This is a genomic window from Streptomyces sp. NPDC058045, from assembly GCF_042885635.1.
Classification (GTDB): domain Bacteria; phylum Actinomycetota; class Actinomycetes; order Streptomycetales; family Streptomycetaceae; genus Streptomyces.
Genome location: NZ_JBHVRR010000067.1, coordinates 1 through 24,863 on the forward strand (window position 1 = coordinate 1; position 24,863 = coordinate 24,863).

7 protein-coding genes are annotated in these 24,863 nt (G+C 72.7%); all 7 read left to right on the plus strand.

Annotation, left to right across the window (positions count from 1 at the left end; translation table 11 throughout):
* Positions 1-18: 18 nt before the first annotated feature.
* Entirely contained in the window at positions 19-4,482 is a 4,464-nt protein-coding gene (locus ACFVST_RS26600) for an SDR family NAD(P)-dependent oxidoreductase (RefSeq protein ID WP_390156123.1), read from the plus strand.
* Between the two features lie 30 nt (positions 4,483-4,512).
* Complete coding sequence (locus ACFVST_RS26605; RefSeq protein WP_390156124.1) at positions 4,513-5,727, plus strand: macrolide family glycosyltransferase; 1,215 nt, start codon at positions 4,513-4,515, stop codon at positions 5,725-5,727.
* Positions 5,724-7,298, plus strand: coding sequence for an FAD-dependent oxidoreductase (locus ACFVST_RS26610; protein WP_390156125.1), 1,575 nt, complete (start codon positions 5,724-5,726; stop codon positions 7,296-7,298). The genes ACFVST_RS26605 and ACFVST_RS26610 overlap by 4 nt, the downstream gene beginning before the upstream one ends.
* Positions 7,299-7,306: 8 nt before the next feature.
* On the plus strand, positions 7,307-9,451 hold the full coding sequence (gene pabB, locus ACFVST_RS26615) for an aminodeoxychorismate synthase component I (protein ID WP_390156126.1): 2,145 nt from the start codon (positions 7,307-7,309) through the stop codon (positions 9,449-9,451).
* Positions 9,448-11,799 (plus strand): beta-glucosidase, encoded by a 2,352-nt coding sequence (locus ACFVST_RS26620; protein WP_390156127.1) that lies wholly within the window; start codon positions 9,448-9,450, stop codon positions 11,797-11,799. Before pabB ends, ACFVST_RS26620 begins: the two co-directional genes overlap by 4 nt.
* The gene (locus ACFVST_RS26625) at positions 11,796-12,980 is read left to right on the plus strand and encodes a 4-hydroxybenzoate 3-monooxygenase (protein WP_390156128.1); all 1,185 of its coding nucleotides are present in this window, start codon (positions 11,796-11,798) and stop codon (positions 12,978-12,980) included. The genes ACFVST_RS26620 and ACFVST_RS26625 overlap by 4 nt, the downstream gene beginning before the upstream one ends.
* A 63-nt stretch (positions 12,981-13,043) precedes the next feature.
* Positions 13,044-24,863, plus strand: an 11,820-nt coding sequence (locus tag ACFVST_RS26630) for an SDR family NAD(P)-dependent oxidoreductase (RefSeq protein ID WP_390156129.1), incomplete at its 3' end; no start/stop codon positions are given.

Genomic DNA, 24,863 nt, shown 5'->3' on the forward strand with positions numbered 1-24,863 from the left:
GGTGGTGAGGTGGATGTGGTGGAGGGGCATGGGACGGGGACGGTGTTGGGTGACCCGATTGAGGCGCAGGCATTGTTGGCGACATATGGGGTGGAGCGTGGGGCTGGGGAGCCTTTGTGGTTGGGGTCGGTGAAGTCGAATCTGGGGCATACGCAGGCTGCGGCGGGTATGGCCGGTGTGATCAAGATGTTGATGGCGATGCGGCATGAACTCCTGCCGCGAACGCTCCATGTGGACGAGCCGACTCGGCACGTCGACTGGTCGGCCGGAACGGTGCGGTTGCTGGCTTCTGAGCAGGAGTGGACCACCCGGTCCGACCGCACGAGGCGCGCCGCGGTCTCCTCCTTCGGCATCAGCGGCACCAACGCCCACGTCATCCTGGAAGAGGCACCAGCCCCGGACCCGGCCCCCGACGCCCGGCCCACCGACCACACGGCGCCCGATGTGGTCCCCCTGCTGCTCTCCGCCCGCGATCCGGAGGCGGTCCGTGACCAGGCCGCACAGTTGCGTACGCACCTCGCGGCGCACCCGGAACTCGATCTGGCCGAGGTCGGCCGGAGCCTCGCCACCTCGCGCACCGTCTTCGCCCACCGTGCCGTCGCCCTGGCCGACCGCCTTGATCCGACCGCCACCCTCCTGGCCCTCGACGCGGCCCGACCCACCCCCGCGCCCCAACCCGGCCGCCTCGCCTTCCTGTTCTCCGGCCAAGGTGGCGAACGGGAGGGGATGGGGCGGGAGTTGTATGAGGCTTTTCCGGTGTTTGCGGGGGTGGTTGATGAGGTGTGGGGGGTGTTGGGTGATGAGGGTGTGCCGGGGTCTACGGGGTGGGCGCAGGCGGGGTTGTTTGCGTTGGAGGTGGGGTTGGCTGGGTTGGTGGGGTCGTGGGGGGTTCGGCCGGATGTGGTGTTGGGGCATTCGGTGGGTGAGGTTGCGGCGGCGTATGTGGCGGGGGTTCTCGACCTGCCGGATGCGGCTCGGTTGGTGGGTGAACGGGGCCGTCTGATGGGGGAGTTGGCCTCGGGGGGCGGGATGGCCGCTCTGGCCTTGCCGTTGGCCGAGGTAGAGGAGTTGTGCGCCCGGTTCGGTGGCCGTCTTGAGGTGGGGGCGGTGAACGGTCCCCGGTCGTGTGTGGTGTCGGGGGATGCGGATGCGGTGGACGAGGCGGTGGAGTTGGTGCGAGGCGGCGGTGGTCGTGCGCGTCGTCTCCCGGTCGGGTACGGGTTCCATTCCCGTTTGATGGAGCCGATGTTGGAGCGTTTCGGCGAGGTGGTGGCCGGGCTGGAGTTGCGTGAGCCCCGGATCCCGCTCGTGTCGAACGTGACGGGTGGGCTGGTAGGGCAGGAGGTGACCACCCCCGATTACTGGATGTGTCACGCCCGTCAGAGCGTCCTGTTCCACGAGGGCGTACAGACCTTGCAGGCCCAAGGGGTCACCCGTTACGTGGAGTTGGGCCCCGACGCCGTACTCACCGCCCTGGCCCGCGACTCTCTCGACACACCGGAACCCGCATCAACCGAGGCCACCGGGACAACCGACACCCCCACCCGTGGCTACGTCTCCCTGCTGCGCCCCCACCAGGCTGAACCCCGCACCGTGGCAGCCGCGTTGGGCGAGTTCCACCGTTGGGGACTGCCGGTGGACTGGGAGGCGTACTTCGGTCCCGCGAGGGGGCGGCGGGTGGCGCTGCCCACCTACCCGTTCCGTGAGGAGCGGTACTGGCCGCGGCCGCGGAGTGGAACGTCCCGGGGGCCCGCGGCGCATCCCCTGCTCGACACGGTCGTGGAGCGGGCCGAGTCGGCGGAAGTCCTCTTCACGGGGCGGTTGTCCGTGCGTACGCATCCCTGGCTGGCGGACCATGTCGTCGGGACGGCGATGCTGCTGCCCGGCACCGGTTTTGTGGAGATGGCGCTGTACGCGGGGCGGGCGGTGGGTGCCGGCACCGTGTCGGAGTTGACCGTCGAGGCACCGTTGCGGTTGGCGGCGACCGGTGCCGTCGATATCCAGGTGGCCGTGGCCCCGCTGGACGTCGAGGAGCCGGACGCACCGCCGTCCGGGGAGCCCGGCCGCTGGTCGGTGACCGTGCACAGCCGGCCCGCCGGGGAGCCGGACGCCGGGTGGACCCGGCACGCCCGCGGTGTCCTCGGGGCGGAGGAGGCGGAGGTGCCGTCCTCCCCGGCGGAGAGCTGGCCGCCGCCCGGTGCCGAGGAGGTCGACCCGGCGGAGGTCTATGACCGGGCCGCGCAGATGGGCTTCGACTACGGGCCCGCGCTGCGCGGGTTGCGGCGGGTGTGGCGGCGGGGTGCGGATGTCTTCGCGGAGGTCGCGCTGCACGGGGAGGACGGCTCGGACCATCTGGTGCATCCGGCGCTGCTGGACGCGGCCCTGCACACCGGGTTCGTGGACACGCCCGGGGCGGGGGACGCCGGTGGGCGGCTGCCGTTCGTCTGGCAGGGCGTGACCGTCACGCGGCCCGGGACCGCGGCCGGGCGGGTCCGGCTGCGTCGTCTCGCCGAGGACGAACTCTCCCTGCATCTCATGGACTTGGCGGGCGAGCCGGCCGCGTATATCGCCTCGCTGCGGTTGCGGAGGTCGGAGGCCGGGGACCTCGGTGGTGCGGCGCCCGTCCTGCGTGCGGTCGAGTGGGTCCCGTTGGGGGAGGACGTGGGGGAGGACCACGCCCCGTACAGCGGTGGTGTGGCCGTGCTCGGCTCGGATGAGGAGGGTGTGGCGGAGGCGCTCGGGGCGAGTCTGTACCGGGATCTGAAGGCGCTGGAGGACTCCGGTGAGCGGCCGGACGCTGTGGTGTGCGCCCTGGACCTGGCACAACCCGCCGCCACCGAGGACACCGAGGACTCCGTCCGCTCCGTGCAGGAGACGGCGCGGGCGCTGTGGGCCACGGCGGGGCTGCTGCGCGCATGGGTCGACGGTCCGCTGTACGACACGGCACGGCTCACCCTCCTCACACCCGGAACGGGGACAGACACGGGAAGCGGCACCGGCACCGTAGCCACAGCAGTGCGGGCCATGCTGCGTGCCGTGCAGACCGAGCACCCGGGGCGGATCCAGGTCGTACAGAGCGACACCGGACTCCCGTCCGCCGCCCTGTCCGCCGAGGCACCCGAACTCGCCGTACAGCAAGGGCAGTTGACCGTTCCCCGGCTGGTTCCCGTCGAGCGTCCCGCCGGGGGCGAGGGGCCGGACCTGGCCTCGGGTGCCGTGCTGATCACCGGTGGTACGGGGGGACTCGGCGCCGTGGTGGCCCGGCATCTGGTGGAGGCGTACGGGGTTCGCGATCTGGTGTTGCTGGGCCGGAGTGCCGGGGAGCTGCGGGACGAGCAACTCGCCTCCGCGCTGCGGGAGTTGGGTGCCGAGGTGGCTCTGGTGGCCTGTGATGTCACCGACCGGGCGGCGCTGGCCGGGGCGGTGGCGGCACTGGCACGGCCGCTCACCGCGGTGTTCCATGCCGCGGGGATCGTCGATGACGGGCTTCTGACCGCGCTCACCGAGGAGCAGTTCACCCGGGTGCTGGCCGTGAAGGCCGAGGGGGCGCTCGCGCTGCGCGCCGCCACCGCCGGGCACCCGCTGGCCGCCTTCGTCCTCTTCTCCTCGGCGGCCACGGTCCACGGCAGCCCTGGCCAGGCCAACTACGCTGCGGCGAACGGGTACTTGGACGCCTACGCGGACCAACTGCGCGCGCTGGGAGTGCCCGCGCTGTCCCTCCAGTGGGGGCCGTGGGCCGAGGAGCGCGGGATGGCGGGCCGTCTCGGTGCGGATGCCGTCGCCCGGATGGCGCGGCGCGGTACGGTCCCGCTCGGCAACGAGGAAGCGCTGTTGCTGCTGGACGCCGCACTGAGTGCCCCGGGGCCGTCGCGGGGGCCGTCGAAGCTGGTGGCCGTCAAGGAGTCCGCGCCCGCGGTGCGTGAGCGTGCCCGCCGTGTGCTGCGGACGGCGCCCGCCACCGCCGGGCCTTCCCTCGCCTCCCGGCTCGCTTCGGCCGACACCGGCCGGCGGCGTCAACTGCTCGCTGATCTTGTCCAGTTGGAGACGGCCGCCGTCCTGGGGCACGGCGGGGGCGCGCGGATCGCGGGGGAGAAGTCGTTCCGTGAGCTGGGGCTGGACTCGCTGGCCGCCGTGGAACTGCGTAACCGCCTCGGTGAGCAGACCGGTCTGGCGCTGTCGCCGACGCTGGTCTTTGACTTCCCGACCCCGGCGGCGCTCGCGGAACACCTGGTCAGCGAGGTGGAACCGGACGTGGACGCGCCCGAGCAGTCCGTGATCCGAGGGTTCGACGAGTTGGAGGCGGTACTGGGCGAGGCCGATCCGGAGTCCGCCACCGGGCGGTATGCCGAACAACGACTGCGTGCCCTGGTGGCCCGACTGGGCGGCACGGTGCGGAGAACGGAGTCCGGTGCGGAGACGACCGCCCTGGACGCCACGGACGAGGAGCTGTTCGAGATCTTGGACGGGGAGATCGGGATCTGACCGGCGCAGCCGGGCGACCTGGGGTGACTGATGGCACATATCGCATTCTTCAGCGTGGCCGCACACGGCCACATCTCGCCGACCTTGGGCGTCGTCGCGGAGCTCACCGCACGCGGCCACCAGGTCACCTACTTCACGACGGGAGCGTTCGAGGAACGGCTCACCCGGCTCGGCGCCACCGTCTGCCGCTATGACACCGCGCCCTCGCCGAACCAGTCCCCGGCGGCCTTCGCCTCCGGGGACCTCAGTGCGCTGCCGTTGTTCTTCCTGCACAGCGCGGCGGAACGGGTCGCCCTCGCCGAGAAGTGGTTCGGCGACGAGCGGCCCGAGGCGATCGTCTACGACAACACCGCGCCGTTCGCGGGCCGTGCGCTCGCCCGGCGCTGGGGCTGCCGGGCGGTGCAGTTCTTCCCCAGCCTCGCCTCCGGCCGCGGCTACGCACTGATGGACGCCATGCTGGAACGCACCGGCCGTTCCCCCGAACACGACGCCCACACCGCCGAGTTCGACCGGCGCCTCGCCGGGTTCCTGGCCGGGGCGGGCCTTCCGGGCCTGGGCACCGAGGAGTTCATGGACTTCGAGGAGGAACTCAACCTGGCTTTCCTGCCAAGGGAGTTCCAGCCCGCCGCGGACACCTTCGGGCCGCACCACCGCTTTGTGGGCCCCAGCCTCGGCGGCCGTGACGACGAGGGGACCTGGCGGCGGCCCCCGGGCGGCGGCCCGGTCGCCTATGTGTCGCTGGGCACCGTCTTCAACCGGTCCGCCGACTTCTACCGCCGTTGCGCCGAGGCGTTCGACGGCAGCGAGTTCTCCGTGGTGATGTCGGTGGGGGAGGGAACCGATCCCGCCTCGCTCGGCCCGCTCCCCGCACAGGTGGAGGTGCACCGCACGGTGCCCCAACTGTCCGTGCTGGCACAGGCCGACGTCTTCGTCACCCACGGCGGTATGGGCAGCACCATGGAGGCGCTCGCCTCCGCCACCCCCATGGTCGTCGTGCCGCAGATGGTCGAACAGGAAGTCATCGCCGACCGGGTCGCCGCCCTGCACCTCGGTGTCCGCCTGGATCCGGACGCCGGCCCCGCCGCTCTGCTCGCCGCGGCCCGTGAGGCCGTCACCGACCGGCGGATCGGGGACAGTACGGCACGGATGCGGCGGTGTGCACAGGAGGCGGGCGGTGCGCGGGCGGCGGCCGACGCCGTCGAAGGGCAGTTGCGGAACGGGGCGGAAGGGGCGTCCGGGCAGTGAACGATCCGCGGATACTCATCGTCGGCGGCGGCGCCGTCGGCTCCCTGCTCGCCTGCGACCTGCTGCGGCAGGGTGTGCCGGTGCGCCTCATCGACTCCAAGCCCTCACTCGCCGAGAGCGACCCGCACTCGCGGGCCGTGATGATCCTGCCCCGGCTCCTGGAAGTCCTGGAGAAGTCCGGCCTCACCGCGGACCTCGTCGCCCGGGGCCGGCCCGCGCACGATGTCAGCTTCTTCGCGGGCGGCCACCGCCTTGGCGCCGTCCCCTTCCACCGGCTGGACTCCCCGTATCCGTTCGGACTCGGCCTGGTCCAGCGGGAGTTGGAGGATCTGCTGTGGGAGCGGCTGGAGTCGCTCGGCGGCACCGTGGAGTGCGGTGTCACCCTTGAAGCGCTCGACAACTCCGGGCCCCTGCCGCGCGCCACCCTGCGGCACGCCGACGGGCGCACCGAGGACACCGTGCCGCAGTGGCTGATCGGTGCCGACGGCGCGGGCAGTGCCACCCGCCGGCTCCTCGGCACCGCGTACCCGGGACTGCCCTTCCCGATCGGTATCGCCCTCGGGGACTTCCCGCTGACCGGCCCCGTCGCCTCCGGCGTGGAGTACCACTACGGCGGGTCCGGACTGCTGCCGCTGGTCCATCTGCCCGACGGGATCTGCCGTCTCGCCACCGTCGTCGCACCGGGCGAGGAGGACTGGTCCGAGCGGCCGCTGTCCGCTTGGCAGGCTATGGCCGACGAGCGCACCAGCATCCCCTACCGGCTCGGCGAACCGCTGTGGAAACGCACCTACCACCCGCGTCCCGGAGTCGCCGAGAACTTCCGGTCCGGCCGGGTGCTGCTCGTCGGGGACGCCGCGCACTCCGTGGTGCCGCTCGGCGGGCAGGGCCTCAACCTCGGCCTCCAGGACGCCGTCAACCTGGGCTGGAAACTCGCCGGTGTGCTCCGCGGAGACTTCCACGACAGCCTGCTCGACACCTATGACACCGAGCGGCAGCAGGCCGTCGAGCAGGTCCGCGCCGTGATCCGCACCGAGATGGAACTGTCCATGCCGCAGACCCCCGAGGACACCGAGCGGCGCGACGAGGCGATCCGCGCCGCCGACGCCTCCGGTTTCCTGGCGAAGGTCGCCGCGCCCCTGATGAGCCAGACCGGGCTGAGCTACGCCCCGCTCGACGGGCCGCTGTGGCGGTCACCGCTGCGGCGGCGCGCGGTGCCCGGCGACCGGCTGCCGTTCTTCCACACCTCCCGCCCGGACCCGGGCGCCCCGCTCCTGGAGCAGAGCGCACACCTCGCCGTGCTGTGGCCCGGCGAGCACCCACCGCCCGAGTGGGACACCCTCGTCGCCGAGGCACGCGGCGCGCTCGACGGGCGGGTCACCGTGCACGACCTGGCCGCGCTGAGCCCCGCCGGACACCGCGGTCTGCGGCACCGGTTCGGGCCCGCGCCGCGGCTCGCCCTGGTCCGGCCCGACGGCCATCTGGCACACCTCGCGCCCGCCGCCCGGCCCGACGAGACCCGCGCCCACCTCGACCGGCTCACCCGCCGCTCCCCGGCCATCGGTGAGGGGTGAGGACGACGGTGCGGACCCTGCTGATCGACAACCACGACTCCTACACCTACAACCTGTTCCACCTCCTGGGACAGGTGAACGGTGAGGAGCCCGACGTCCTCACCAACGACGCCGGGGAGCTCCCCGACCTGGCCCGCTACGACAACGCGGTGATCTCTCCCGGGCCCGGACACCCGTCCAGGCCAAGGGACTTCGGCGTCTCCATGGACGTGCTGCGCCGCCGCGAACTGCCCGTGCTCGGGGTGTGCCTCGGCCACCAGGGACTCGCCGTCTCCGAGGGCGGCAAGGTCATCGCCGCGCCCCGCGCCCGGCACGGCCAGGTGAGCCGCGTCGTCCACCAGGGGCACGGGCTCTTCGACGGTGTGCCGGCCGAGTTCGGTGCCGTGCGCTACCACTCCCTGTGTGTGGCCGAGCCGCTCCCGGACGTACTGGAGGTCCTGGCCCGCTCCGAGGACGGTGTGGTGCAGGCCCTGGGGCACCGCCAACTGCCGTGCTGGGGTGTGCAGTTCCACCCGGAGTCCATCGAGACCGAGTACGGGCTGCGGCTGATGGCCAACTTCCGCGACCTCAGCCGCGAAGCCCGCGGCGGGACGACGGTACGGCGCCCCGCGACAGCCGCACCCACCACCAATGCCGCCCGCCCGGAGCCCTCCGAAGGGTCAACTCCCCGCTACCGGCTGCACGTTCGGGAACTGCCGTACGCCGTCGACACCGAGGCCGCCTTCCAGGAGCTCTACGCGGACTCCGAACACGCCTTCTGGCTGGACAGCGCCCGGGTGGAGGAAGGCATGTCGCGGTTCTCCTTCCTCGGTGACGCCCGGGGGCCGCTCGCGGAGACCGTGCGCTACCGCACCGGTGAAGGTCTCGTCATCGTCGACGCGGCCAAGCCGTCCGTCCACCGCGAGTCCGTCTTCGACTACCTCCGACGGGAACTCGCCCGCCGGGTGATCGACGCACCCCCGCTGCCCTTCGACTTCACCGGCGGCTATGTCGGCTACTTCGGCTACGAACTCAAGGCCGAGTGCGGTTCCCCGAACACCCGCACCGCCTGGACCCCGGACGCCGTCTGGCTGTTCGCCGACCGCTTCCTCGCCGTCGACCACCGGGCACACCGCACCTACCTCCTCGCCCTGAGCGAAGCCGCGGACGGCGAAGACACAGACGGCGGAGACGCGGACACCGCCTCGGCCACCCGGTGGCTGGAGCGGACCGCCGCCCGACTGGACGCACTCACCCCGCTCACCCCGCCACCCCCCGTGGCACCCGTGTCCGTCGAACCCCGGCTCGCGCACGGCAGGGCCGAGTACATCCGGGCGATCGAGGCCTGCCAGGCCCAACTGCACGCGGGGGAGAGCTACGAGATATGCCTGACGAACTCCGCGGAGTTCCCCGCACACGGCGACGGCTGGGACACCTACCGCAGACTGCGCAGACTCAACCCGGCCCCCTACGCCGCCTATCTGCACCTCAGTGAGCTCGACATCGCCTGCTCCTCACCGGAACGCTTCCTGAAGATCACCCCGGACGGCACCGCCGAGGCCAAACCCATCAAGGGCACCGCCCCGCGCGGCGCCACCCCCGCCGAGGACGAGGCGATCCGCGCCGAACTCGCCTCCAGCGCCAAGACCCGCGCCGAGAACCTGATGATCGTCGACCTGCTCCGCAACGACCTGGGCCGGGTCTGCGAACTCGGCTCGGTGGAAGTGCCGGTGCTGATGGCGACGGAGAGCTACGCCACCGTCCACCAGCTCGTCTCCACCATCCGGGGGCGCCTGAGAGCCGACGCCGACGCCGTCGACTGCATCCGCGCCTGCTTCCCCGGCGGCTCCATGACCGGCGCGCCCAAGCTGCGCACCCTGGAGATCATCGACTCCCTGGAGCGCCGCGCCCGCGGTGTCTACTCCGGGGCGCTCGGCTATCTGTCCTGCAACGGCGCGGTCGACCTCAACATCGTGATCCGCACCATGGTCCGCGGCGGTGAGAGCTGGGAACTCGGCGCGGGCGGTGCCATCGTCCTCCACTCCGACCCGGCCGACGAGTACGCCGAGATGCTGCTCAAGGCCGACGCCCCGGCCCGCGCCCTGCGCGCCCACCCCTCACCGGCCTCCCTGGCCGCCGCCACCGCCGAGACCGACGGAAGTGACCGCGTATGACCACGCAGCCCACCCCCACCACACCCGCCGTGCAGAGCGCCCGGCCCGATGTGACCGCGCTGGTCGCGGCGATGACCCTGGCGGAGAAGCTGTCCTTCACCCACGGTGCGGACGACCCCGAGAGGCTCGGCCAGTCCGGCTACATCCCCGGTGTGCCGCGGCTGGGCATCCCGCCGCTGCGGATGACCGACGGACCCGCGGGCGTGCGGATGAAGCGGAAGACCACCACGGCACTGCCCGCACCGATCGCCCTGTCCTGTGCCTTCGATGCCGAACTCGCCGCCCGCTACGGGGAGTTCCTCGGCCACGAGGCGCGCGCCAAACGCCAGGACGTACTGATCGGCCCGATGCTCAATCTGCTCCGCCAGCCGTTCGGCGGCCGCAACTTCGAGCTGTACGGGGAGGATCCGCTGCTGGTCACCGCGATCGGCACCGCGGTGGTGCGCGGCATCCAGTCCCAGGGGGTGATCGCGATGCCCAAGCACTTCCTCGCCAACAACCAGGAGGAGAACCGGATGACCGTCGACGCCCGCGTCGGCGAGCGGACCCTCCGGGAACTCGAACTCCCCGCGTTCCAGGCCGCGGTGGAGGCCGGGGCCGGGGCCCTGATGGGCGCCACCAACAAGGTCAACGGCGACTTCTGCTGCCAGAACGCGCCCCTGCTCACCACCCTGCTGCGCGAGGAGTGGGGTTTCGAGGGCTGGGTGATGAGCGACTGGGACGCCGTCCATGACACGGCCGCGATCGACGCCGGACTCGACCAGGAGATGCCCGACGGCAAGCACCTCGGCGAGCCGCTGCGGGAGGCGATCACCGAGGGCCGGATCGACGAGAAGGTCCTCGACCGCTCCGTGGCCCGCGTCCTCGGCCAGATGGCCCGCTTCGGCCTGCTCGACGGCACCCAGGCCCCCGTCACCACCCGGGACGCCGACCGGGGTGCCGCCCTCGCCCAGGAGGTGGCCGAGGCCGGCGCGGTACTGCTGCACAACCCGCGTGGTGTCCTGCCCCTGTCCCAACAGGCCCTCGCGAAAGGCAAGTTGGCGGTGATCGGGCACCCGGCACAGACCCCGAAGACCGCCGGGGTGGGCAGCGCCCTGGTCGTCCCCGAGACCGCCCTCAGCCCACTGGAGGACTTCACCGGGCGGCTCGGCACCGAGGCCGTCGCCTACCGCGTCGGCGAGGACCCGATCGGCCGCCCCCTCCCCGCTTCCGCCCTCCAACCCCCGTTCCACCAGGGCGAGGTGGCGCCCGGACCGTCCACCGAACCCGACTACTTCTACGAGGGCCGCCTCACCATCGACACCCCCGGCCGCTACCGGATCGCCGTCACCGCCCTCGGCGGCTACGCCGCGATCGACCTCGAAGGGCACCCGCGGGTCTTCGCCGGCAGCTCCTTCGGCGACACCGCGGGCCTCACCGCCGACCTGGAGCCCGGGACGTACAAGCTGGTGCTGTCCGCGCTGCCGGTGCCGGCCAACCCGGTGCGGCTCACGCTCGGTTGGGTGACGCCGCAGCAGGCGCGGGCTGATATCGAGGAGGCCGCCGGAGCCGCCCGGAACGCGCAGGCCGCGGTGGTCTTCGCCTACGACGAACTGGCCGAACTCATCGACCGGCCCGCCCTGGGACTGCCCGGCCTCCAGGACACCCTGATCAGCGCGGTCGCCGAAGCCAACCCGAACACCGTCGTTGTCCTCAACACCGGTTCCTCCGTCACCATGCCGTGGCTGGACCAGGTGGCCGGGGTGCTCGACATCTGGTACCCGGGGGAGCGCGGCGCCGAAGCCACCGGGCGGCTGCTGTTCGGCGAGGTCAACCCGAGCGGCAAACTCACCCAGAGCTTCCCCGCCGACCCCGCGCACACCCCCGTCGCCCAAGACGCCCGCCGCTACCCCGGCGAGGATGGCCAAGTCGACTACTCCGAAGGGCTGTTCAGCGGCTACCGGTGGTACCAGGACAACGCCGCCAACCCCCTGTTCCCCTTCGGCCACGGCCTCAGCTACACCACCTTCAGCTACACGGACCTCGAACTGACCGCCGCCGACGACGGTGTGCGCGCCACCTTCACCGTACGCAACACCGGGCAGCGGGCGGGCCGTGAGATCGCCCAGGTGTATCTGGACGCACGCCCCGACGCCACCGCCGACGAGCCCCCCAGGACCCTCGCCGGATACGCCGCCGCCACCCTGGAACCCGGCGCCGCCACCCGGCTCACCGTGACCCTCGACGCCGCCCGCTTCACCCACTGGGACACCGCCCACCACACCTGGGTCCCCACCACCGGCCCCCGCACCGTCCGTGTCGGCCCCTCCTCGGCGCTGCTGCCGCTCACCGGGGAGGTCACCCGGTGAGCGAGGTCAGACAGCTACACACCCCGGTGTGCGTCATCGGCGCGGGCCCCGCGGGGCTGCTGCTGTCCCGGCTGCTCACCCTCGACGGGGTCGACTCCGTCGTACTGGAGCGCCGCAGCCGCGCCCATGTGGAGAAACGGGTCCGCGCCGGGCTGCTCGAAGAGGGCACCGTGGACACCCTGCGCGAGGCCGGCGTCACCGGCCGCCTGGACCGGGAGGCCCTGGTCCACCAGGGTTTCGAGTGGCGCCTCGACGGCGAACGGCACCGGATGCCCTTCGCCGAACTCAGCGGCGCCGCCGTGTGGATGTACGGGCAGCAGGAAGTCGTCAAGGACCTCATCGCCGCCCGCGACGACCAGAGCGGTCTGCACTTCGGTGTGGACGATGTTCGGGTGGTGTCGGTGACCGCGGACGGGGCGCGCGTACGGTGCACCCTGGACGGCCAACTCACCGAAATAGCCTGCGACTTCCTCGCCGGCTGCGACGGCTACCACGGAGTGAGCCGCCACGCCGCGCCCCCCGGCGAACTCACCGGGCACGCCGTCACCTACCCCTTCGCCTGGCTGGGCGTCCTCGCCTCCGCACCCCCGATGTCGGCGGAACTCATCTACGCCGTCAGCCGCCACGGCTTCGCGCTGCAGAGTATGCGGTCGCCGAGCGTCAGCCGCCTCTACCTCCAAGTCCCGCCCCACGAACGGGTGGACGACCGCGGTGACGAGGACATCTGGCGGGAGTTGGACTTCCGCCTCGCGGGCGGCACCGGCTCCCTGCCCACCGGCGACATCCTGGAACGGGTCCTGGTCCCGCTGCGCGGCCATATGGTCGAACCCATGCAGTACCGGCGGCTGTTCCTCGTCGGTGACGCCGCGCACATCGTCCCCCCGAGCGCCGCCAAGGGCCTCAACCTGGCCGTCGCCGACGCCCGCCTCCTCGCCGGCGCCCTCAGCCTCTGGTACGCCCACGGCCGGCGGGAACCCCTGGACACCTACGCCCGGACCGCGTTGCGCAGAGCGTGGCTCGGGCAGGAGTTCTCCGCCGCGATGACCACACTGCTGCACGAAGCCCCCGACGAGGAGCCGTTCACCCGCAGGCTGCGCCGGGCCCGCTTCGCGCGGCTGCTCCACTCCGGGGCGGAGGCGCGGAGCTTCGCCGAGCAGTACACCGGTGTGTCCCGCCGCTGAGCCCTCGCGCGGCCCGCGCCCCCGCCGGGCGCCGCACCCCTGAGCAATTGGAGTCCGGACGTCATGACCGACGAACAGAAGCTGCTGGACCACCTCCGGTGGGTGACGGCTGAACTGCACCAGACCAAGGAGCAGTTGAGGACCGCCCAGGCCGCCGAGCCGATCGCGGTCGTCTCGATGGGCTGCCGCTACCCCGGCGGGGTGCGCACCCCCGAGGACCTGTGGCACCTGCTGCTCGACGGGCGCGACGCGATGGGCCCCTTCCCCACCGACCGCGGCTGGGACCTCGACGCCGTCTACCACCCGGACCCCGACCACCGCGGCACTTCCTACGTCCGCGAGGGCGGATTCCTCGACGACGCCACCGCGTTCGACGCGGAGTTCTTCGGCATCTCCCCCCGCGAGGCCCTCGCCATGGACCCCCAGCAGCGGCTGCTGCTGGAAACCTCCTGGGAGGCGATCGAACGCGCCGGGATCGCCCCCTCCAGCCTGCGTTCCAGCCCCACCGGCGTCTTCGTCGGCGTCATGCACCACGACTACGCCGCCCGCCTCGACGCCCTGCCCGAGGGCGTCGAGGTGTACGCCGGCAGCGGCAACGCGGGCAGTGTCGCCTCCGGACGCATCTCCTACACCCTCGGTCTGGAAGGCCCCGCGGTCACCGTCGACACCGCCTGCTCCTCCTCCCTGGTCACCCTGCATCTGGCCGCGCAGGCACTGCGGCAGGGCGAATGCGACCTCGCGCTCGCGGGCGGTGTCACCGTGATGGCGACTCCCGACCTCTTCGTCGACTTCAGCCAGCAGCGGGCACTCGCCGCCGACGGCCGCTGCAAACCCTTCGCCGCCGCCGCCGACGGCACCGGCTGGAGCGAAGGCGCCGGCATCCTGCTACTGGAACGCCTCAGCGACGCCCAGGCCAACGGCCACCCGGTGCTCGCCGTCATCCGCGGCTCCGCCGTCAACCAGGACGGCGCCAGCAGCGGCCTGACCGTCCCCAACGGGCCCGCCCAGCAGCGCGTCATCCGGCAGGCCCTCGCCCAGGCGGACCTCAGCCCCGCCGACGTCGACGCCGTGGAGGCACACGGCACCGGCACCACCCTCGGCGACCCCATCGAAGCCCACGCCCTGCTCGCCACCTACGGCCAGGACCGCCAACTCCCCCTGCTCCTCGGCTCGGTGAAGTCCAACCTCGGGCACACCCAGGCCGCCGCCGGCGCCGCCGGAGTCATCAAGACGGTCCTGGCGCTGGGCGCGGGCATCCTGCCGGGCACCCCGCACCTGGACCGGCCCAGCCCCCGCGTCGACTGGTCCACGGGCGACATCGAACTCCTCACCGAACGCACCGAGTGGCCCGTCACCGGCCGCCCCCGCCGCGCCGCGGTGTCCTCCTTCGGCATCAGCGGCACCAACGCCCACCTCATCCTGGAACAGGCACCACCCGCGCCCACCCCCGACCAGGACCAGCCCCAACCAGCCCTCTACGCCTGGCCGTTGAGCGCCCGCACCACCGAAGCGCTACGGGGGCAGGCCGCCGCGCTGCTGGCGGCGACCGACCCCGCACAGCCCGGCGGCACCCCCTCCCTCAGCGGCACCGCCCACGCCCTCGCCACCACCCGCACCGCCTTCACCCGGCGCGCCGTCGTACTCGGCGCCGACACCGCGGCACTACGGGCCGGGCTCACCGCACTCGCCACCGGTACCGACGCGCCCGGACTGGTCCAGGGCACCGCCGCCGTATCGGGACGGCTCGCCGTGCTGTTCTCCGGCCAGGGCTCCCAGCGCCCCGGAATGGGCCAGGGGCTGTACACCGCCCACCCGGTCTTCGCCCGGGCCTTCGACGAGGTCTGCGCCCAGCTCGACCGCTACCTCGACACCCCGCTGCGCGACATCACGCACGCCGACCCGGACAGCCCCCGGGCGGCGCTGCTGCACCGCACCGCGTACACCCAGGCCGCGCTGTTCGCCCTGGAGACCGCCCTGTTCCGGCTCACCGAGAGCTGGGGAGTCCGCCCCGACCTGCTGCTCGGCCACTCCGTCGGGGAGATCACCGCCGCCCACGCCGCCGGCATCCTGGACCTCCCCTCCGCCTGCGCCCTGGTCGCCGCCCGCGGGAGACTCATGGAAGCCCTGCCCGAGGGCGGCGCCATGCTCTCCGTGGCGGCCCCGGTCGAGGAGATCCGCCCACTCCTCGCCGGATACGGGGACCGCGTAGGGATCGCCGCCGTCAACGGCCCGGCAGCCGTGGTCCTCTCCGGCGACGAGGACGCCATCACGGAAATCGTGGCCCACCTCCACGGACACCGCACCAAGCGCCTGCGGGTCAGCCACGCCTTCCACTCCCCGCGCATGGAACCCATGCTCGACCGCTTCCGCACCATCCTCGCCGGACTGCGTTTCCACCCACCGCGCATCCCCCTCGTCTCCAATGTGACCGGCCAACTCGCGGACCCGGACGAGATATGCACCCCCGAATACTGGGTGCGCCACGTCCGGGACACCGTCCTCTTCCACGACGGCATCCGCACCCTGGCCGGTCAAGGAACCACCGCCTGCCTGGAGTTGGGCCCCGACCCCGTCCTCAGCACCCTCGGCCGGGACTGCCTCACCACGGAACCCGCGGGCGACACCATCCGCTGGAGCACCGCCCTCCGGCGCAACCACGACGAGGTGCACACCTTCGCCCGGGCCCTCGCCCAGATCCACACCCACGGCACCCCGGTCGACTGGGCGGCACCCCACCCACACGCCCCCCGCGTCGAGCTGCCCACCTACGCCTTCCAGCGCACCCGCTACTGGCTCGACGGCACGGGCACCCATGCCCCCGCGGGCCTGGACAGCGCCGGGCACCCCCTGCTCGGCGCGGCGGTCGCCCTCGCCGGCAGCGACGGCCACCTCTTCACCGGCCTGCTCTCACCACACCGCCAGCCGTGGCTCGCGGACCACACCATCGGCGACACCGTGGTCCTCCCCGGCACCGCCTTCGTGGAACTCGCCCTCCGCGCCGGAGACCACGTCGGCTGCGCACACCTCGACGAACTGACCCTGCACGCCCCCCTGACCTGGGAGCAACACGAGGAAATCCAGGTCCAGTTCGCCGTCGGTGCCGCCACTCCCGACGGCCGCCGCCCCCTCACCGCCTACGCACGCCCCCACGGCGGGCAGTGGACCCGGCACGCCGAAGGAGCCCTCGCCCCGGACACCGCCACCCTCCCGGAACCGGAACCGGTGTGGCCGCCGGCCGGCGCCGAACCCGTCGACCTGGACGACTTCTACCCGGCCCGCACCGCCGAGGGCTTCACCTACGGGCCCGCCTTCCAGGGCCTCACCGCCGCCTGGCGCCGCGGCGACGAACTCTTCGCGCAGGTCAGCCGCCCGGACGACGCCACCACTGGAGCCGGGAACGGATTCGGCCTGCACCCCGCACTCCTCGACGCCGCCCTCCAGACCGTCGCCCTCACCGCGGCAGACCAGCCCCGACTGCCCTTCGCCTTCAGCGGCGTACACCTCCACACCACTGGCGCCACCACCCTCCGGGTACGTCTCACCCCCGCCGCGTCCGGAGGCGTCGCCCTCAGCGCCTGGGACCAGACCGGGCGCCCCGTCGTCTCCATCGACGCGCTGACCCTGCGCCCCGTCGACCCCGCCCTCCTCTCCCGCGCAGGTCAGGCCCTGTACCAACTCGACTGGGTACCCGCGACGGCCCCCGGCGCCGCCGCCCCTCCGGACGCCGCCTCCGAGATGGTCGAACCCGACACCTCCCGCGGTACCCGTGCCGCCCTGCACACCGTGCTCGACCTGCTGCGATCCCGCCTCGCCGACGACTCGGCCCCGCACACCGTGTTCGTCACCCGGGGTGCCGAGACCGACCCCACCGCGGCCGCCGTCTGGGGCCTGGTCCGCTCGGCGCAGTCCGAACACCCGGGCCGTTTCGCCCTGTTGGACGCGGCCCCCGGGACGGACGCCGACACCCTCACCGAGGCCGCGGCACTCGGCCACCCGCAGGCGGCACTCCACGACGGCGGGATACGGGTGCCGCGCCTCGTCCCCGCCCACGAGGAGGCGCAGTCCGGTACCGGGCCTGAAGTCGCCCTGCCCGGGGGCCAGTTCGGGCCCGAAGGCACCGTTCTGATCACGGGCGGTCTCGGGGTGCTCGGCCGTGCCGTCGCCCGGCACCTGGTCGCCGTACACGAGGTCCGCAGCCTGCTCCTCGTCGGCCGCAGCGGCGCCGGCACCCGGGCGCGACAGGAGATCACCACCGAACTCACCGCGCTCGGCGCCGAGTCGGTACGCATCGCCGCCTGCGACGCCGCCGACCGCACGGCACTGGCCGACCTGCTGGCCACCCTGCCCCCGACGGCACCCCTGCGGGCGGTGGTGCACGCCGCCGGAGTCCCCGGCGACGCCACCCTCGCCCGGCTCACCCCGGAACACCTCGACACCGTGCTGCGCGCCAAGGCCGACGCCGCCCGCAATCTGCACGACCTCACCCGCGACCTGCCCCTGACCGCCTTCGTCCTGTTCTCCTCGGCGGCCGGAATCCTCGGAGCCCCCGGGCAGGCCGCCTACGCCGCGGCCAACTCCTACCTGGACGGTCTCGCCGCACTGCGCCGCGCCCAGGGCCTGCCCGGGCTCTCCCTGGCCTGGGGGCTGTGGGCCGAACGCAGCGGTATGACCGAGGCACTCGCCGAGACCGACACCCGGCGCCTGGACCGGGGCGGTATGCGCCCGCTCCCCACCGAACAGGCCCTCGCCCTCCTCGACCTCGCCCGCACCCACCGCCGACCCGTCCTCCACCCCATGCTGCTGGACCGCGCCGCCCTCGCCCGGCAGCCCCAACTCCCCCCGCCCCTCGCCGACTTCGCATCCCCCATCGCCCCCAGGACCGGCCGACCCACCGCACCCCCGAACCCCCTCACCGCACAACTCACCGCCCTCAACGCCGCCCAGCAGAAGCGCCGCCTGCTCGACCTCGTCACCACCGAGGCCGCCACCGTGCTCGGCCGAACCACCCCCGCCGACCCCCAACGGCCGTTCCAGGACGCCGGGTTCGACTCCCTCACCGGCGTCGAACTCCGCAACCGCCTCAGCACCGCCACCGGTCTCCGCCTGCCCGCCACCCTCGTCTTCGACCAGCCCACCCCCGCCGCCCTCGCCGCCCACCTGCGGACCAGGCTCCTCGCCGGACAGCGGCCGGACACCCCCGCGGCGCCCGCCCCCGCGGCCGACGGCGAACCCATCGCCCTCGTCGCCATGAGCTGCCGTTTCCCGGGCGGGGTGGGCACCCCGGAGGACCTGTGGGAGCTGGTGCGCACCGGTACCGACGCCATCTCCGCCTTCCCCACCGACCGCGGCTGGGACCTGGACGCCCTCTTCGACCCCGACCCCGAACGGAAGGGCACCAGCTACGTCCGCGAGGGCGGATTCCTGGACGGGGCCGCCGAGTTCGACCCGCTCCTCTTCGGGATCTCCCCCCGCGAGGCCCTCGCCATGGACCCCCAGCAGCGGCTGCTGCTGGAGACCTCCTGGGAAGCGTTCGAACGCGCCGGGATCGCCCCGGCCGACCTGCGCGGCAGCACCACCGGCGTCTACGCCGGAGTCATGTACCACGACTACGCCAACCTCCTCGCCGACGAACCGGAGTTGGAGGGCTACGCGGGCAACGGCAGCGCCGGGAGCATCGCCTCCGGCCGTATCGCCTACACGTTCGGGCTGGAGGGCCCGGCCGTCACCGTCGACACCGCCTGCTCCTCCTCCCTGGTCTCCCTGCATCTGGCCGCGCAGGCGCTGCGGCAGGGCGAGTGCGACCTCGCGCTCGCGGGCGGTGTCACGGTGATGGCGGCGCCCCACACCTTCGTGGAGTTCTCCCGGCAGCGCGGGCTCGCCCCCGACGGGCGCTGCAAGCCCTTCGCCGAGGCGGCCGACGGCACCTCCTGGTCCGAAGGCGCCGGCATGATCCTCCTGGAACGCCTCTCCGACGCACACCGCAACGGCCGCCGCGTCCTGGCCGTACTGCGCGGTTCCGCCGTCAACCAGGACGGCGCCTCCAACGGTATGACCGCCCCCAACGGTCCCGCCCAGGAACGGGTCATCGGCCGGGCCTTGGCCAACTCCGGCCTGGCAGCGGGCGACATCGACGCCGTCGAGGCCCACGGCACCGGCACCGCCCTCGGCGACCCCATCGAAGCCCAGGCCCTCCTCGCCACCTACGGACAGCGGCGCAGCCCCCAACGCCCGCTCTGGCTGGGCTCGTTGAAGTCCAACCTGGGCCACACCCAGGCCGCCGCGGGCGTCGCCGGAGTCATCAAGATGGTGATGGCGATGCGGCACGGACTCCTGCCGCGCACCCTCCATGTGGACGCCCCGACCTCCCACGTCGACTGGTCGGCGGGCGGGGTGCGGCTGCTGACCGAGGAACACCCCTGGCCCGACACCGACCGCGCCCGCCGCTGCGCCGTCTCCTCCTTCGGCATCAGCGGCACCAACGCCCACCTCATCCTCGAACAAGCCCCGGACCAGCGGCAGTTGGCGCCGTCCGAGGAACCATCCCGCCCGCCCCTGCCCGTCACCGTCCTCAGCGGCCGCACCGAAACCGCCCTACGCCGCCAGGCCGGACAACTGCACGCCCACCTCCTCGCCGACCAGGACCTCACACCGCACCGGGTGGCGCCCGCACTGGCCCTCACCCGCTCCCCCCTCACCCACCGCGCCGCCCTCGTCACCGAGGACCGGGAACGGCTGCTCGCCGGGCTGACCGCACTCACCGACGGCCGACCCGCACCCGGCCTGACCCAGGGCACACCCCTGCCCGGACGCCTGGCCTTCCTCTTCAGCGGTCAGGGATCCCAGCGCCCGGCGATGGGCGCCGCGCTGTACGCCACCCTCCCCGCGTTCGCCGAGCCCTTCGACGCCGCCTGCGCCGCGCTGGACACCCACCTCGCGGAGCCCGCCCGGTCCGTGCGCGACATCGTCCTCACCGGTGACGCCCAGACCCTGGACGGCACCCGGTGGACACAAGCCGGCCTCTTCGCCCTGGAGGTCGCCCTCTTCCGGCTGCTCGAATCCTGGGGCGTGGTACCGGACTTCCTCCTCGGCCACTCCGTCGGCGAGATCGCCGCCGCCCATGTCTCGGGCGTCTTCACCCTCGACGACGCCGCCCGCCTGATCGCCGCCCGCGGCCGCCTGATGCAGACCCTGCCCCCCGGCGGCGCCATGCTCTCCGTGGCCGCCCCGGTCGAGGAGATCCGCCCACTCCTCGCCGTATACGAGGGCCGCGCCGGGATCGCCGCCGTCAACGGGCCCGCGGCCGTGGTCCTCTCCGGCGACGAGGACGCCGTAGCGGAACTCGCCGCCCACCTCCACGGCCACCGCACCAAACGCCTCCGGGTCAGCCACGCCTTCCACTCCCCGCGCATGGACCCCATACTCGACGCCTTCGAAGCGGCGATACGCGAACTGTCCCCCGCCGAACCGCGGATCCCCCTCGTCTCCAACCTGACGGGCCGCCTCGCCACCGCCGAAGAACTGCGCACCCCCGCCTACTGGCGGCAGCACATCCGCCAGACCGTCCTCTTCCACGACGGCGTACGCACCCTCGCCCAGGCCGGAGTGACCCGCTTCGCCGAACTCGGCCCCGACGCCGTCCTCACCACCCTCGCCCAAGAGACGCTGCTTGCCCAAGGACCGCTACTCCAGGCGGACTTGGAGGCGACGGACACCGCCCACACGGAGGCGGCTCCCGACCCGGAGACCACCGCGACGGACACCTACCGGCTGACGGCACTCCTCCGGCGCGACCGCGACGAGACCGCCTCCCTCGCCACGGCCCTCGGGGAACTCTTCTGCACCGGCACCGTCCCCGACTGGCAGGCGGTCTTCCCCGACGGGCGCCGCGACCGGACGGACCTCCCCACCTACCCCTTCCAACGCCGCCGCTTCTGGCCCGGCCACCCCGTCAACACCCACCGGCCCGACCCCGCACCAGCGCAGCAGAACACCGAGAACACCTCCGCCGCCGGCCAACTCCCCGACTCCGCCTACCCGTTCGCCCAACGCCTCCGGGCGGCGGCCGACCCCGACCGGATGCTGCGCGAACTCGTCCGGGACCATGTGGCCGCCGTACTCGGTCACCTCCCGGAGGAGACCGCCGAGGCCCAACTCGCCTTCCGTGACCTCGGGTTCGACTCCATGACCGCCGTGGAGTTCCGCAACCAGCTCAGCCGCGCCACCGGCCTGGACCTCCCCACCACCCTGGTCTTCGACCACCCCACACCCGCCGCACTCGTCACGCGGCTCCGCACCGCACTGCTCGACACCCCCCGCACCGCCACCGTCGCCCACCGCACCACGAGCAGCGCCGAACCCCTGGCGATCATCGGCATGAGCTGCCGCTTCCCCGGCGACGTCAGCTCGCCGGAAGACCTGTGGCGGCTGGTCGAGAACGAGACCGACGCGATCACCCCGTTCCCCACCGACCGCGGCTGGAACCTGGACGCCCTCTACGACCCCGACCCGGACCGGCACGGCACCACCTACACCCGCGGCGGCGGATTCCTCACCGGAGCCGCCGAGTTCGACGCCGCGTTCTTCGGGATCTCCCCCCGCGAGGCCCTGGCGATGGACCCCCAGCAGCGGCTGCTGCTGGAGACCTCCTGGGAGGCCTTCGAACGCGCCGGAATCCGGCCCGCCGAAGCCGCGGGCACCGGAGTCTTCGCCGGCACCAACGGACAGGACTACACGGCCCTGGTCACCCACTCCGCCGAGAACCTGGAGGGCTACCTCGGCACCGGCGGCGCGGGCAGCGTCGTCTCCGGCCGCATCGCCTACGCCCTCGGCCTCGAAGGACCCGCGCTGACCGTCGACACGGCCTGCTCCTCCTCCCTGGTCGCCCTGCACCTCGCCGCGGAAGCACTGCGCCGCGGGGAATGCGCGCTCGCCCTCGCGGGCGGCGTCACCGTCATGTCCACCCCGCAGTCCTTCATCGACTTCAGCCGGCAGCGCGGGCTCGCCGCCGACGGCCGCTGCAAACCCTTCTCGGCGTCCGCCGACGGCACCGGCTGGTCCGAGGGCGCCGGCATGATCCTCCTGGAACGCCTCTCCGACGCGCGCCGCGACGGCCACCCGGTACTCGCCGTGATCCGCGGCTCCGCCGTCAACCAGGACGGCGCCTCCAACGGCCTCACCGCCCCCAACGGCCCCGCCCAGCAACGGGTGATCCGCCAGGCCCTGGCCAACTCCGGCCTGGCAGCGGGCGACATCGACGCCGTAGAGGCCCACGGCACCGGCACCGCCCTCGGCGACCCCATCGAAGCCCAAGCCCTCCTCGCCACCTACGGACAGCACCGCACCTCCCAACACCCTCTCTGGCTGGGCTCGTTGAAGTCCAACATCGGCCACACCCAGGCCGCCGCGGGTGTCGCCGCCGTCATCAAGACCGTGCAGGCCATCCACCACGGTGTACTGCCGAAATCCCTGCACATCGACCAGCCGAGCCCGCACGTCGACTGGTCCACCGGCAACGTCAGTCTGCTCACCGTACGCCGCACCTGGCCGGTGACCGACCACCCCCGCCGCGCCGCCGTCTCCTCGTTCGGCATGAGCGGCACCAACGCCCACCTCATCCTCGAACAGGCCCCGCCCGCCCCGACCGGCACCGCGCAGGCGGACACCACCACCCCGCCACTCCCCGCCCTCTGGCCCCTCACCGCCAAATCCCCCGGGGCGCTACGGGGCCAGGCCCACCGCCTGCACGCCCACCTCACCGACCTCTGCGAAACCGCCGCCCCGACCGGCCCCGACCTCACCCGCATCGGCACCGAACTCGCCCGCACCCGCACCCCGTTCCCCCACCGAACCACCCTCCTCGGCGAAACCCCGACCGAACTCCTGGACGCCCTGGCCGACTTGGCCAACGGCACCACCCCACCCCACCGGGCCCACCCCGACACTCGCTGGGCCTTCCTGTTCTCCGGCCAGGGTGGGGAACGGGTGGGGATGGGGCGGGAGTTGTATGGGGCGTTTCCGGTGTTTGCGGGAGTGGTTGATGAGGCGTGGGGGGTGTTGGGTGATGAGGGTGTGCCGGGGTCTACTCAGTGGGCGCAGGCGGGGTTGTTCGCCTTGGAGGTGGGGTTGGCTGGGCTGGTGGAGTCGTGGGGGATGCGCCCTGATGTCGTGCTGGGTCATTCGGTGGGTGAGGTGTCGGCGGCGTATGTGGCAGGGGTTCTCGACCTGGCGGATGCGGCGCGGCTTGTCGGTGAACGCGGCCGTCTGATGGGGGAGTTGGCCTCCGGGGGCGGGATGGCCGCCGTGGCCCTGCCGCTGTCTGAGGTCGAGGAGTTGTGCGCCCGGTTCGGTGGTCGTCTTGAGGTGGGGGCGGTGAACGGTCCCCGGTCGTGTGTGGTGTCGGGGGACGCGGAAGTGGTGGACGAGGCCGTGGCGATGGTCCGTGACTCGGGTGGTCGCGCGCGTCGCCTCCCGGTCGGGTACGGGTTCCACTCCCGCTTGATGGAGCCGATGTTGGAGCGTTTCGGAGAAGTGGTCGCGGGACTGGAGTTGCGTGAGCCGGAGATCCCGCTGGTGTCGAATGTGACCGGAGAGGTGGTGGGCCGGGAGGTGACCACCCCCGATTACTGGGTGAAGCACGTCCGCCAGAGCGTCCTGTTCTACGACGGTGTACAGGCTCTGCGGGCTCAAGGGGTCAGCCATTTCCTGGAGTTGGGGCCGGACGCCGTCCTCACCGCTGCCACCCGGGAATGCCTTGACGCGGAGGACGGCGGCGCCGACCGCCCCGTCGTCCTCCCCCTGCTGCGCAAGAACCGCCCGGAGGTCCCTACCGTCCTCGACGCGGTGGGGCAGGCGTACGCGAGCGGAGCCCCGGTGGACCTGACCAAGCCGTTCGGCGGCCCCGCGACCACGGCGCCGAGCCTGCCCACCTATGCCTTCCAGCGCGAGCGTTTCTGGCCCACCCCGGCAGAAGAGGCCACCCTCCCCACCTGGCTCGGCGGCGGCACCGGACCGTCCTCGCTCGACCAGCTCCTCTACGAGGTGGCCTGGCACCCGATCCAGACGCCGAACGCCCGCCTGTCGGGTCGTTGGCTGCTGGTGTTGGGTGAGGGGGTGGAGGTTGGTGATATCGGGCGTGCGCTGGCGGCTGCGGGTGCTGAGGTGGTGTGTGTTTCGTCTGCTGACGCGGCCGGGTTGGTAGATGTTGTTGGTGGGGGTTTGTTGGCGGGTGTGGTGGTGTGTCCGGGGTCTGCCGAGGGGTTGTTGGGGGTTTTGGGTGGGTTGGTGGGTGTGTCGGTTGGGGTGTGGTGTGTGACGCGGGGTGGGGTTTCGGTGGGTGGGGATGGTGTGGTGCCGGTGGGGGAGTTGGCGCAGGTGTGGGGGTTGGGTCGGGTGGTGGCGTTGGAGCGGCCTTTGGGTTGGGGTGGGTTGGTCGATGTGGTGGGTGAGGTGTCGGGGGAGTTGTTGGCGGGTGTGTTGGCGGGCGGGTCCGGTGAGGATCAAGTGGCCGTGCGTGGGGGTGAGTTGTTCGGCCGGCGTCTGGTGCGTGCGTCGGCTTCTTCCGCTGTTGTCGGGGATGGTTGGCGGGTGTCGGGGTCGGTGTTGGTGACGGGTGGTTTGGGTGTGTTGGGGGCGGGGGTTGCGCGGTGGTTGGTGGGTCGGGGTGCTGAGCATGTGGTGTTGGCGGGTCGTCGTGGTGCGGAGGTGCCGGGTGCGGCTGAACTCGTAAAGGAGATAGAGGAGTTGGGGGCGCGGGTCTCGGTGGTGGCGTGTGATGTCAGTAGCCGGGATGACGTGGAGGGGTTGTTGTCCGTGTATCGGGTGTCGGGGGTGTTTCATGTGGCGGGTGTGGTGGATGACGGTGTGGTGGAGGGGTTGTCGGGGGAG

Bases quoted from the DNA above. Each gene is read 5' to 3' on its own strand.
- ACFVST_RS26605 (WP_390156124.1), top strand. From the start codon at position 4,513: ATGGCACATATCGCATTCTTCAGCGTGGCCGCACACGGCCACATCTCG.
- ACFVST_RS26620 (WP_390156127.1), top strand. From the start codon at position 9,448: ATGACCACGCAGCCCACCCCCACCACACCCGCCGTGCAGAGCGCCCGG.